This is a genomic window from Streptomyces sp. NPDC001401 (assembly GCF_042895385.1).
Taxonomy (GTDB): Bacteria; Actinomycetota; Actinomycetes; order Streptomycetales; family Streptomycetaceae; genus Streptomyces.
In genome coordinates, this window is record NZ_JBIAWI010000017.1 from 20,567 (window position 1) to 33,476 (window position 12,910).

The 12,910-nt window shown below is 72.3% G+C and carries 7 protein-coding genes; 1 reads left to right on the forward strand and 6 read right to left on the reverse strand.

All coding sequences use genetic code 11. The annotated features are described in order from the left end of the window. Window positions 1–108: 108 nt before the first annotated feature. A complete protein-coding gene (locus ACFY10_RS40470; protein ID WP_390670301.1) occupies window positions 109–3,834 on the reverse strand; it encodes a hypothetical protein in 3,726 nt (1,241 codons plus the stop codon). A 201-nt stretch (window positions 3,835–4,035) separates the two neighbouring features. Between ACFY10_RS40470 and ACFY10_RS40475 the strand changes: the two genes are divergently transcribed. After that, a complete protein-coding gene (locus tag ACFY10_RS40475; RefSeq protein ID WP_390670302.1) occupies window positions 4,036–7,365 on the forward strand; it encodes a S8 family peptidase in 3,330 nt (1,109 codons plus the stop codon). Between the two features lie 132 nt (window positions 7,366–7,497). On the opposite strand, the gene mshA is transcribed toward ACFY10_RS40475, so the two are convergent. The 5 genes from mshA to ACFY10_RS40500 all read right to left on the reverse strand — a co-directional run bounded on the left by mshA (window position 7,498) and on the right by ACFY10_RS40500 (window position 12,783). Next, window positions 7,498–8,826: a D-inositol-3-phosphate glycosyltransferase gene (mshA, locus tag ACFY10_RS40480; RefSeq protein ID WP_390670303.1), complete on the reverse strand. Its 1,329-nt coding sequence runs from the start codon at window positions 8,824–8,826 to the stop codon at window positions 7,498–7,500. Further along, entirely contained in the window at window positions 8,823–9,668 is an 846-nt protein-coding gene (gene fdhD, locus ACFY10_RS40485; protein WP_390670304.1) for a formate dehydrogenase accessory sulfurtransferase FdhD, read from the reverse strand. The genes mshA and fdhD overlap by 4 nt, the downstream gene beginning before the upstream one ends. Before the next feature lie 22 nt (window positions 9,669–9,690). Beyond that, window positions 9,691–11,073 (reverse strand): L-serine ammonia-lyase, encoded by a 1,383-nt coding sequence (locus ACFY10_RS40490; RefSeq protein ID WP_390670305.1) that lies wholly within the window; start codon window positions 11,071–11,073, stop codon window positions 9,691–9,693. 94 nt (window positions 11,074–11,167) lie between these two features. Next, window positions 11,168–11,557: a glycine cleavage system protein GcvH gene (gene gcvH / locus ACFY10_RS40495; RefSeq protein WP_390670306.1), complete on the reverse strand. Its 390-nt coding sequence runs from the start codon at window positions 11,555–11,557 to the stop codon at window positions 11,168–11,170. 44 nt (window positions 11,558–11,601) lie between these two features. Continuing rightward, window positions 11,602–12,783, reverse strand: a complete 1,182-nt coding sequence (locus ACFY10_RS40500) for an NAD(P)/FAD-dependent oxidoreductase (RefSeq protein ID WP_390670308.1) — start codon at window positions 12,781–12,783, stop codon at window positions 11,602–11,604. Between the last annotated feature and the right edge of the window lie 127 nt (window positions 12,784–12,910).

Here is a 12,910-nt window from a genome sequence, read left to right on the forward strand (position 1 = left end):
CTCTGCCCCCTTTGTGTCACTTAGCCATGCACAGTAACCGACGTTTTCGCACAACAGGCGCGTAGTCCGTGTCGATCGCGTCATACGGAGCCTGCACCCGCGGGCGGCCTATGCGCACACCCTTCGATACGCCGTGTCCGGCACGTACGTCCGCCACTGCTCCCGCGTCAGGTCGCCTCCCGCGCGGGTGCACACGTGCCGGACGGCCTGGGCGGGGTCGACGGCGTACCGCTGCAGGGGGACGTGGGCGCCGCTCGCGTACAGCGTGCGGCCGTCGCCGGCGAAGGCCAGGGAGTCGATCGCCTCGCCGGGGGTCTGCAGGGGGCCGCCGAGCGGCTGCCGGGTCCGGGTGTCCCACAGCTGGAGCGTTCCGGCGTCCGAGGCCGCCGCGAGGGTGCGGCCGTCGGGGCTCAGGGCGAGGGCGCTGATGGTCTCCGGGCTGTCGGGCGGGGAGTCGGGGAAGACGTCGGGCAGGGTGCCCGCGCGGTGGCGCAGATCGCCGTCCCAGAGGACGACGCGGCCGGTGCGGTCGCCCGCGGCCAGCTGGGAGCCGTCGGCGCTGAACGCGAGGGCCTTGGTGCCGTCCTGCAGCAGGCCCAGGGCCGTGCGATGCCCGGAGGGGAGGCGGGCGGCCCGGTTCTCACCGGCGAGGAGCCCGCCGTCAGGGCGGACCGTGAGGAGGGTGCTCGCCAGGCCCGCGACCGTGCCGGATCGGCGGTGGCCGGTGATGTCCCACACCTCGTCCACCACACTGCCCTCGTCGGTCGGACGGGCCGCATACAGGGTGCGGCCGCCGGGGCCGAGGGCGAGGGACTCCACGCCCTCGGAAGGGTGCGCCGCCGCCAGGTCCAGCGTGGCCAGGACGCGGGCGCGGGTCAGGTCCCAGACCGTGATCCGCTGCGCGGCGGGGCTGTGGTCGGGGGCCGTGAGGCCGTACGCGAACGTCTTGCCGTCGGGGCTGAACGCCATCAGGGGCGAGGTCTGCCGCGCCACGTCCTCCGGTTGGGCGTCGGCGTCGGAGGAGACCGGTAGCGGCACGGACGGCAGTGTCCGCGTCCCGTGTGCGTCGCCGGTGTCGCGGAGCACGAAGCGGTAGCGGGTGCCGATGCGTTCGGCGGTGGCCGCCGTGCGGCCGTCCGGGGCGAGCAGGGTGCCGTCGGCCGCATGGGAACGCCACGCCGGTGTGGTGGCCGTCGTCGTGTCGAAGGAGTGGACGGTGCGGTCTTCCAGGTAACGGAGGGTGGGGTGGCCGGGGTCCCAGGCCAGGGTGCCGTAGACCTGCTGCTCGTCGAGGGAGTGGCGGAAGACGGGGGTGTCGGGGGCCGCGAGTCGCCACACCTTGATCTCAGTGCCGTCGGCGGTCGCCAGGAACGCCCCGTCCGTGCTGAATGCGGCGGACGTCACCCCCGGGTCCTCGAGGGCGGCCACCTGGCGTCCGTTTCCGGCGTCCCAGACATGCACGCCGGTCGCGTCTGCGGCGGCGAATCGGCGGCCCGGCCCGAACACCAGCTGCACCGAGCCGGTGCACAGGCCGTCGGCCTGCTGCCAGGCGCCGGGAAGTGTGCGGTGGCCATGGACGTCCGACACCTGCGGCGCCCGTCCGGCCGGGCAGACGGCCAGCAGGCGGTCGTCGGAGCTCGGGGCGACGCGGGTCTCATCGGGCGCCCGGGTCTCGGACAGCAGCCGCCCCTCGGCGACGGAGCGCAGCTGGACCCGCTCGCGGGTCGGGTCGCCCACCAGGTAGCTGCGGCCGCTGCCGCCGAAGGCGATCGAGGTGCTCTTCCGGGGCAGAGGGCGGGGGTCCCCGGTCCAGCGGCCCCGCGCCGTGTCCCACAGCCGCAGCCCGTCGCCCGTGCTGAGCGCGAGGATGCGGGCGTCGGGGCCGGCGGCGAAGACCTGTGCGCCGTCCGGCAGGGTTCCCGTGGCGGTGCGGCGATGCGTGGTCACCTCCCAGGTGCGCCAGGTCCGGCCGTCGATGCTCAGCAGGGTGCGGCCCGAGTCGGCGAGGAAGTCGTTGGTCATGTTGCCCGGCTCGGGGTCGGTGAAGGCGTCCACTTCGGGCTGGGCGAGGCCGCCCAGCAGGGCACGGCGGGACTCGGGCAGCGGGGAGGTCCGCCAGGCGGCGGCGCCCAGGAGCATCGCCGCGCGCGGGTCGGCCGTACGGAGCGAGTCGGCGACGACGGCGAGGCTGCGGGCGGCGGCATCGGTGCGCTGCTGTTCGTTCGTACGGTGCTGGGTCCACGCCACCAGTGCGGCGGTCAGCGCGACGGCGAGGACGGCGGACAGGGTCGCCAGCAGGAGCCGGGTGCGGCGGGCGGCCTGTGCGGCCGTACGGCGTTCCGCCTCGCGCGCGTCCAGGGCTGCCGCGAGGAACTCCCGCTCGGGAGCGGTGAGTTCGGCGTCCGTGAACTGCTCCTGCGCGAGGTCGAGCCGGGTGCCGCGGTAGAGGGCGCCGGGGTCGCGGTCGTGCTCCAGCCAGGCGCGGGCCGCCTCGGCCAGCCGCCGGTGGTGGCGCAGCCGCTCCCGGTCCTCCTCCAGCCAGCCGGCCAGCCGCGGCCAGCAGGTGAGCAGGGCCTCGTGGGCCAGTTGGGCGCCGTCCTCGTCGGTGGTGAGCAGGCGGGCGCGCGCCAGCCGCTCGACCACGCCCGGCACCGCGGGGTCGGCCCACTCGGCGAGTTCGGCGCGGGTCAGCGGGCGCCGGGTGTCGGGGGTGCCGTTGCCCGGTTCGACCATCCGCAGCAGCAGCCGTCGCGCGACGGCCTGCGCCTCGGGGGTCAGCTGCCCGTACACCTCCTCCGCGGTCGCGGCGATCGCCCCACGCACCCCGCCGGCCGTCTGGTACCCGGCCAGGGTGAGCATGCGGCTCTTGCGCCTGCGCCAGGTCTCCTGCAGGGCGTGGGAGAGCATCGGCAGTCCGCCGGGCTCGTCCAGGACCTCGTCGACGAGCCGCGCGGTCAGCTCCCGTTCGACCAGGAGTCCGGCCGCCGCGGCGGGCCTGACCACCGCCTCGCGCAGTTCGTCGGCGGTCATGGGCCCCAGCGCCAGCGCGGCACCGTGCAGCGCGTCCGCAAGCCCCCGGTGCTCCAGGCAGCGGGCGTAGAAGTCCGCGCGTACGGAGATCAGGACCCGCAGCCGGCTGCCGGGGTCCCTGGACGCCAGCAGCAGGTCGATGAAGCGGGCCCGCTCGGCCTGGTCCCGGCAGAGGGTGAAGACCTCCTCGAACTGGTCGACCACCACCCAGCACTCCGGCTCGTCCGCCGCGGGGGCCAGCAGGTGGCCGTAGGTGGCGGCCGGGCTGGCGCCCGGGGTGAGGATCCGCAGCACCGTCGGGCTCCCCCGGCCCGCGGTCCGCTCCTGCAGCCCGGGGATCAGCCCCGCCCGCAGCAGCGAGGACTTCCCGCTGCCGGACGCGCCGAACAGCACGGCGAGCCGGTGGTCGCACACCAGCCGCTCCAGTTGCCGGGCCATCCGCTCGCGGCCGAAGAACAGGTGCCGGTCGCCGGGCTCGAAGCGGGCCAGGCCCCGGTACGGCGGGCGCGCGCCCTCCGCCTCGTCCCGTACGGCGGCCGCGGTGGCCGCCTCGGCCTCCTTCCAGCGCGGCTCCCACTCCCCCGGGTCGCCGCCGCAGGCGCGCACATAGCCGCGGACCGCGTCGAGCGAGGGCAGCCGCTCGCCCGCGGCCGCCCGCGACAGCGTCGTCGCGGAGACACCGCTGCCCGCGGCCATGGCCCGGTACGACGGATTGCCGGCGGCCCGGCGCAGCTCACGCAGTTGATGCGCAAGGCGCTCGACGGGTCCGGCAGCCGGGTCCAGAGGTCTTTCGGGACGGCCCATGGGACCACCTCCTGCACTGCGGATCGCGAGCCGACGGCGACAGGGACGGCTCACCCCGCCAGATGCCGATCCGGCACGGGAGGTTCCGGTTGATTCCGGTGACGCGTGGGGGCTGTGCATCAAATTGGCGCTGGCCAGCCTGGGAGGCACCGAACTCAGACACCAGGGGAAACCTTGCGTAAACACGTCAAAAGAGCACGCGTGAAACGAGCTTGCGCGGCCGCGGTCGCGACAGTGGCCGCCCTGGCGCTGGCCGCGGAGCTGGCCGATCTGGCACAGGCGACGACCCCGTCGACTCCCGCGAAATTCGCCGAGAGCACCACGAAGGCGAGCGGCCGCACCCACCAGATCACTCTCATCACCGGTGACCGCGTCACCGTGGATGCCAAGGGCCGGGTCGTCGGCGTGGACCGGGCCAAGGGGCGCGAGCACATCCCCGTGCAGGTCCGCACCGTCGGCAGGCACACTCTCGTCATCCCGATGGACGCGACCCGGATGATCGCGAGCGGCAGACTCGACCGCCGGCTGTTCGACATCACCGAGCTCAACAAGGCCGCCAACCGCAAGAACCAGAAGAACGGCGTGAAGGTCATCGTCGGCTACAGCGGCGCCGCGCGCGCCGCGAAGGCCGGAGTGCGGGACACCGGAACGCTCGGTGCGGCCTTCAAGTCTCTGAACGCCGACGCCGTTCTGGCGTCCCGGCAGAACACGCCCGGGCTGTGGAAGGCCGTCACCGACGGCAACAGCCTCGCCTCCGGCATCGCGCACGTCTGGCTCGACGGCGTCCGCAAGGCGAGCCTCGACAAGTCGGTGCCGCAGATCGGTGCGCCGGTGGCCTGGGCGAAGGGCTACACGGGCAAGGGCGTGAAGGTCGCCGTCCTGGACACGGGCATAGACACCACGCACCCGGACCTGAAGCCGCAGGTGATCGCGTCCAAGAACTTCACCACGGCCAAGGACACCATCGACCACTTCGGCCACGGCACACACGTCGCGTCCATCATCGCGGGCACCGGCGCCAAGTCCGGCGGCAAGTACAAGGGGGTCGCGCCCGGCGCGAGCCTCCTCAACGCCAAGGTCCTCGACGACGAGGGCGGAGGCGACGACTCCTCCATCCTCGCGGGCATGGAGTGGGCCGCCCAGCAGGGCGCGAACATCGTCAACCTCAGCCTGGGCGGCGGCGACGAGGCGGGCATCGACCCGCTGGAGGCCGAGGTGAACAAGCTCTCCGAGCAGAAGGGCATCCTGTTCGCCATCGCCGCCGGCAACGAGGGCGAGGGAGGCGCCGGAACCATCGACTCGCCGGGCAGTGCGGCCGACGCGCTCACCGTCGGCGCCGTCGACGGCAACGACAAGCTCGCCTACTTCTCCAGCCGCGGTCCGACCGTCGACGGCACCCTCAAGCCGGACGTCACCGCGCCCGGCGTGAACATCACCGCGGCGGCGGCCAAGGACAGCGTCGTCGCCAAGGAGGTCGGCGAGAACCCGCCCGGCTACCTGACCATTTCGGGTACGTCGATGGCGACCCCGCATGTCGCAGGCGCCGCCGCGATCCTCAAGCAGGAGCACCCCGACTGGACGTACGCCCAGCTGAAGGCCACGCTCGTCGGCTCCAGCAAGGGCGGTGACTACTCGACCTTCGAGGGCGGTGCGGGCCGTATCCAGGTCGACAAGGCCATCGCGCAGAGCGTGGTCGCCGAACCGACCACGCTGGACTTCCCCGTCCAGCAGTGGCCGCACACCGACGACACCCCGGTCACCAAGCAGCTGACATACCGCAACTCCGGTACCAAGGCCGTCGCTCTGACCCTCACCGCCAAGGGCTTCGACCCGAAGGGCAAGGCGGCCCCGGCGGGCTTCTTCGCGCTCGGTGCGGACAAGGTGACCGTGCCGGCGGGCGACACGGCGACGGTCGGCGTCACCGTGAACGCCAAGCTGGGCGGCTCGCTCAACGGCGGGTACTCTGCGCGCGTTTCGGCCACGGGCGGCGGGCAGACCGTCAGCACGGCGGTGGGCGTCGTACGGGAGACCGAGCACTACAACGTGACGTTGAAGTACATCAACCGCGCCGGCCAGAGCCCGAAGCACGTCGCCTCCATGATGTCCATCGACGGCCTGGGAGCGGCTTCCTGGCTGTCGTCCGAGTCGACCGACAACACCGCCGTCGTCCGGGTGCCCAAGGGCAAGTACATGCTGGAGTCGGCGAGTGCGAACGACCTCGTGACCTACAAGGGCGGCCTCGACTGGATGATCCAGCCCTTGCTGAACGTCACCAAGAACACGACGGTCACGTTCGACCTGAACAAGGCGAAGTCGCCCGACATCACGGTGCCGGACCCGGCGGCCAAGCCGAAGGGCGCGTGGGTGGGGTACCGGTACTACCCGGGCCAGAGCGGGGCGGACGGCAATGGCGTCCTCGCGGGTTCCTTCGCCGACATCCGCGTCGCGCACGTCGGCCCTGCGGTCGACTACCTCTCCCAGACCTGGTCCGGACAGTGGACCAAGGGCGACACGGCCGAGTACGACACCGCGGCCGCCGCTCCGGTCAAGAAGATCACGGCGTACGTCCGCCACTACAAGGCGAGCGACTTCGCCACGGTGAAGATCGGCATGGGTGCCTCGGTCACCGGGAAGACCGGCGCCGTCGCCCTCACCGGCTCCGTGCCCGACGGCTACGGCTACATGTCCGCCGGTGCCGACACGGTCCCGCAGAAGCTGCCCGGCACCCGCACGTACCACGTGTCGGCCGTGGACGGCGCCGAGTGGCGGCCGGACTTCTACCAGTACTCCGGGAAGAAGGACACCGACGGCAACCCGGTCGCGGAGGTGACCTCCTGGGTGGACGACTACCTGAAGCTCAAGGCGGGCCGGACCTACCAGCAGCGGTTCAACACGGCGGTGTTCGGGCCCCTCGTGTCCTCCAACAGCGGCATCACCCGCGACGGCAACCAGATCTCCGGCGTGCTTCCGCTGTTCAGCGACAGCGCGGGTCACCTGGGTGACTCGGACTACGCCTCGGCGACGACGACGCTGTACCGCAACGGCAAGAAGATCGACTCCTTCAACGCCCCGATCAGCAACGACAAGTCGTTCAAGGTCCCGGCCTCGGACGGCGCGTACCGGCTGACCACCTCGGTCAAGCGCGCCGCCGCGCTGTCGACCGCATCCAGCCGGGTCGACGCAGCCTGGACGTTCCACTCGAAGAAGCCGTCGAACCTGCCGGTCGCCCTGCCGCTCTCCACGGTCCGCTTCAACGCGCAGACCGGCCTGGACAGTACGGTCGCGGCCGGCAGGACGGTCACCTACCCGGTCACCGTCCAGGGCGCGGCCAAGGGCAGCAACCTCAAGTCCCTTGCGGTGTGGGTGTCGTACGACCACGGCAAGACGTGGAAGAAGGTCACCGTCAAGCACGGCAAGCTCACCGTGAAGAACCCGGCGAAGGGCAAGTCCGTCTCTCTGCGCGCCAAGGTCACCGACAAGAAGAACAACTCGTCGACGATCTCGATCTACGACGCGTACTACGGCAAGTAGCCCGGCAGGCAACCGTCACGCGGACCGCCCGTCGCCGACTTCGGTGACGGGCGGTCCGCGCTGCCGTCACCCGGCCGGCGCGGCTGCGGGCGGCAGTACGGCCCCGTCGTCACTGTCGGGTGCATTCCTCCGTCAGCGGGCCTGACGGCTCTCGCGCATCGCCGCCGTGTACACCTCCGCCGTCGCCGCTGCGGCGCTGTCCCAGCCGAAGGAGTGGGCGTGGCGGGCCGCGGCCTCGCCCATGCGGGCCGAGAGCGCGGGATCGTCGGCGAAGCGGCGCAGTGCCCGCGCGTAGTCCACCGGGTCGTGCCCCGGTACGAGCACTCCGCTCACCCCGTCTTGCACCGCCACCGGCAGACCGCCGACCTCGGCGGCGATCACCGGGGTGCCGCAGGCCTGTGCCTCGACGGCGACCAGGCCGAAGGACTCGCTGTACGAAGGCATGACCAGGACGGATGCCGCCCGGTACCAGTCGGCGAGCCGGTCCTGGCCGACCGGCGGCCTGAACAGCACGACGTCGGAGATGCCGAGGCAGGCCGCCAGTTTCTGCAGTCCTTCCGGCTTGGCCAGGCCGCTGCCGCTCGGCCCGCCCACGACCGGCACCACGATCCGCTCCCGCAGCTGCGGCCGTTCCTCGAGCAGCCGGGCCACCGCGCGCAGCAGGATGTCCGGCGCCTTCAGCGGCTGGATGCGGCCCGCGAAGAGCGGAATCAGGGCGTCCTGCGGGAGGCCGAGGCGGGCGCGGGCGGCTGCACGGCCGTCGGCCGGGCGGAAGCAGTCGAGGTTGACACCGGGGTGGACGACCGACACCCGGTCGGTGTCGGCGTCGTAGTGGCGCAGCAGCTCCTGCGCCTCCTTCTCGGTGTTCGCTATCAACCGGTCGGCGGCGCGGGCGACTTGACTCTCGCCGAGCACACGGTGCGCGGGTTCGGGGGTGTCGCCCTCGGCGAGGGAGGCGTTCTTGACCTTGGCCATGGTGTGCATGGCGTGGACGAGCGGGACGCCCCAGCGCTCGGCGGTGAGCCGGCCGACCTGGCCGGAGAGCCAGTAGTGGGAGTGGACGAGGTCGTAGTGGCCGGGGCGGTGGCCGGCCCAGGCCTGGGTCACGCCGTGGGTGAAGGCGCACAGCTGCGCGGGCAGATCCTCCTTCGCCAGGCCCTCGTAGGGTCCGGCGGCCACGTGCCGCACCAGGACGCCTGGCGCGAGTTCGACGCTGGGCGGGAGCGCGGCGGAGGTTGCCCGGGTGAAGATCTCCACCTCGATGCCGAGGGCGGCGAGGCGCCCCGCGAGCTCGACGATGTAGACGTTCATGCCGCCCGCGTCGCCGGTGCCGGGCTGGTGCAGCGGTGAGGTGTGCACGCTGAGCATGGCCACGCGGCGGGGACGGCTGCGGGCACCCGGCGGTCGCAGCCGGGGCGGGACGAGGAGGGTGCCGCCGTGCAGCGGTGCGCGCCGGGTCACGCCACGGCCTCGGCTCTCAGGTCGAGGCGCTGCTCGCCCGTGTACACGTTCATGGAGGCGCCGCGCAGGAAGCCCACGAGCGTGAGCCCGGTCTCCGCCGCCAGGTCCACCGCGAGGGAGGACGGTGCCGAGACCGCCGCCAGCAGCGGGATGCCTGCCATGACCGCCTTCTGCGCCAGCTCGAAGGAGGCCCGTCCGGACACCAGCAAAATGGCTTGGGACAGCGGCAGTTGACCGGCTTGGAGCGCTCGGCCGATCAGCTTGTCGACGGCGTTGTGCCGGCCGACGTCCTCGCACAGGTCCAGCAGTTCGCCCTCGGGCGAGAACAGTGCGGCGGCGTGCAGGCCTCCGGTCCGGTCGAACACCCGCTGGGCGGCGCGGAGTCGGTCGGGCAGGGCGGACAGCAGTGCGGGGGTGACGCGGACCGGGGGTGTGTCGGCGATCGGCCATCGTGCGGTGGTCCGTACGGCGTCCAGGCTGGCCTTGCCGCACAGTCCGCAGGAGGAAGTGGTGTAGACGTTCCGCTCGAGCGTGATGTCGGGCAGGGGCACGCCGGGGGCGAGCTGCACGTCGACGACGTTGTACGTGTTCGAGCCGTCGGCGGTGGCGCCCGCGCAGTAGACGATGTTGGCCACCTCCTCGGCCCGGCCCACGACTCCTTCGCTCACCAGGAACCCCGCGGCGAGCGCGAAGTCGTCGCCGGGCGTGCGCATGGTGATCGCCAGTGGCCTGCCGCCCAGCCGGATCTCCAGCGGCTCTTCCACCACCAGTGTGTCGGGGCGGGTGCTGACCGCTCCGTCCCGGATGCGCAGCACGCGCCGTCGTTCGGTGACCCGTCCCATGGACTCGCCTCTTCTCGCCTCTTCAGCACTCGATGACGTTGACGGCGAGTCCGCCGCGAGCGGTCTCCTTGTACTTGACCTTCATGTCGGCGCCGGTCTCCTTCATGGTCTTGATGACCTTGTCGAGGGAGACGTGGTGGCGGCCGTCGCCGCGCAACGCCATCCGGGCGGCGGTCACGGCCTTGACCGCGGCCATGCCGTTGCGCTCGATGCACGGGATCTGGACCAGGCCGCCGACCGGGTCGCAGGTCAGGCCGAGGTTGTGTTCCATGCCGATCTCGGCGGCGTTCTCCACCTGTTCGGGGCTGCCGCCCAGCACCTCGGCGAGGCCGCCGGCGGCCATCGAGCAGGCGGAGCCGACCTCGCCCTGGCAGCCGACCTCGGCGCCGGAGATGGACGCGTTCTCCTTGAAGAGCATGCCGATGGCGCCCGCGGCCAGCAGGAAGCGGACGATGCCGTCCTCGTCGGCGCCCGGCACGAAGTTGAGGTAGTAGTGCAGGACGGCGGGGATGATGCCCGCCGCGCCGTTGGTCGGGGCGGTGACCACCCGGCCGCCGGCCGCGTTCTCCTCGTTCACCGCCATCGCGTAGAGCGTGACCCACTCCATCGCGCGGCCCAACGGGTCGCCCTCACTCCGCAGTTGGCGGGCCACCGCCGCGGCCCGGCGGCGGACCTTGAGACCGCCCGGGAGGATGCCCTCGACGGCCAGGCCGCGCGACACGCACCCTTCCATGACCCGCCAGATCTCCAGCAGTCCGGTCCAGATCTCCTCTTCCGTGCGCCAGGCCTTCTCGTTCTCCAGCATCAGCGCGGAGATCGACAGGCCGGTCTCCCGGGCCAGCCGCAGCAGTTCGTCACCCGTGCTGAACGGGTGGGCAACCGCCGTGTCGTCGAGCTTGATGCGGTCCGCGCCCACCGCGTCCTCGTCGACGACGAAGCCGCCGCCCACCGAGTAGTACGTCTTCTCCAGCAGCGGCACACCGTCGGCGTCGTACGCGAAGAAGGTCATGCCGTTGGCGTGGTACGGCAGCGAGCGCCGGCGGTGCAGGACCAGCTGGGTCGAGATGTCGAAGCCGATCTCGTGGGCCGGGCCGATCTGGGCGCCGAGGAGGCGGATGCGCCCGGTGGTCCGGATCCGCTCGACGTCCAGGTCGGCCTGGGCGACGTCGACCGTGTGCGGCTCGTTGCCCTCCAGGCCGAGCAGCACCGCCTTGGGGGTGCCGTGGCCGTGGCCGGTGGCACCGAGGGAGCCGAACAGCTCCGCGCGTACCGCGGCGGTCTGGGCGAGCAGGCCGTCCTGCTTCAGCCGGGCGGCGAACATCGCGGCGGCCCGCATCGGGCCGACGGTGTGCGAACTGGACGGGCCGATGCCGATCGAGAACAGGTCGAAGACGCTGATTGCCACGCCATACTCCGTGGGATTGGCGAGGCGTACCGACGCGGGTCACGGGCACGCCCCTGCGGGAGGGTTGTCGTTTACAGAGCGGCGTACGGCCGGGTCATCGGCGCTCTCCTCGGGTGTGGGCGCAGTGGGCGGCGTACGCGTCGGCGGACAGGGCGCCGGCGATGTTCTCGACCCGCAGCCTGAACAGCCAACCGACGGTGTAGGGGGCGGTGTTGACGACGCCCGGCTCGGCGGCCAGCGCGGTGTTGACTTCCAGGACCTCGCCCGAGGCGGGGGCGTACAGGCCGCTGACGGCCGTCCGTGACCTGATCTCCCCGCAGCTCTCGCCCGCCTCGACACGGGTGCCGACCTCGGGCAGCCGAAGGTGGACTACGTCGCCGAGGGCCTCGGCCGCGAAGGCGGTGATGCCGACGGTGGCGTTGCCCTCGTCCACGACCAGCCACTCGTGGTCCCAGGTGTAGCGCAGGTGTCGGGGAATATTCATGGCGGTCAACTGCACTGATTTCAGCGAGAGTTGAGGTGCGGGACTCATGAGACGGCGGCCGCGGTGGCGGGGGCGAGGGTGCGGCGGAGCCGGTTGAACAGCTTCGGCTGGTTCAGGGAGAGCACCGCGACGGGGGTGCCCTCGCGCAGGTAGACGGAGACGAAGGAGCGGCTGTCGAGGCTGCCCTCAATGAGTTCGGGGCGGTCGCCGGGGGCGACGTGTCCGGCGAGCTGGATGCGGACCTGGTACTGGTCGGACCAGAAGTACGGCGCGGTGACCCGGGCGGGGGCGGCGGACTCGCCGGTGAGCAGTGTGCGGGCGGCGGTCTTCGCCTGCTCGGTGGCGTTGGTCCAGTGCTCGATGCGGGCGTGCCGTCCGGTGAACGGGTTGGGGCAGCGGGCGACGTCGCCGACGGCGACCACGCCCGGGACGCTGCTCGCGCAGCCGGCGTCGCACACCACACCGTCGTCCACCTGTACGCCGGAGCCGGCCAGCCAGTCGGTGGCGGGCCGTACGCCCACCCCGACCACGACGATGTCGGCGGGCAGCAGGCGCCCGTCCGCCAGCCGCACGCCGGAGACCCGGCCCTCGCCGACGAGTCCCGCCACACCGGTTCCGCACAGCAGGCGCACTCCGTGATCGGTGTGCAGGGACGAGACCACCAGGCCCATCTCGCGCCCCAGTTGGCGTTCCAGCGGGACGTCGACTGCTTCTACGACGGTGACGTGGAGGCCGAGCCGGTGGGCGGTGGAGGCCACCTCGGCGCCGATGAAACCGGCGCCGATGACGACGACGCGGGGCAGTCCGTCCAGCAGTTCGGCGCGCAGGGCCTCGGCGTCGTCGAGGGTGCGCAGGGTGTGCACACCCGCCAGCCCGTCCATGCCGGGGAGCAGCCGGGGGCTGGCACCGGTGGCGACGACGACCCCGTCGCTGCGCAGCCGGCGTCCCCCGGCCAGGGTGACGGACCGGTCCGCGGGGTCGAGCCGTACGGCGCGCTCGCCGAGCAGCCACGTGACCTGCAGGGCCTCGTACTCGTCGGCGTCGCCGAGTGCGAGCGCGTCGGCGTCGATGTCCCCCTTGAGGAAGTCCTTGGACAGCGGCGGGCGGTCGTAGGGGCTGTGGCGCTCCTCCCCCACGACGACGATCTCGCCGTCATAGCCCTCTGCGCGCAGCGCGCGGACCGTGCTCAGGCCTGCCAGCGACGCGCCGACGACGGTGATGCTCATGGGGAACCTCCGGGTTGCGGGTGCCCGACCGGGTGTCTCGAATTACACAACAAAGCTCGCTATACGCAACATGCTTGGGGCGAGATCGGGGGCTTGTCAAGAGACGTACGGCATCAGTGCGTAATAG

Coding starts and splice junctions, on each gene's coding strand:
- ACFY10_RS40470 (WP_390670301.1), bottom strand. CDS start 3,834: ATGGGCCGTCCCGAAAGACCTCTGGACCCGGCTGCCGGACCCGTCGAG.
- fdhD (WP_390670304.1), bottom strand. CDS start 9,668: ATGGGACGGGTCACCGAACGACGGCGCGTGCTGCGCATCCGGGACGGA.
- gcvH (WP_390670306.1), bottom strand. CDS start 11,557: ATGAATATTCCCCGACACCTGCGCTACACCTGGGACCACGAGTGGCTG.
- ACFY10_RS40500 (WP_390670308.1), bottom strand. CDS start 12,783: ATGAGCATCACCGTCGTCGGCGCGTCGCTGGCAGGCCTGAGCACGGTC.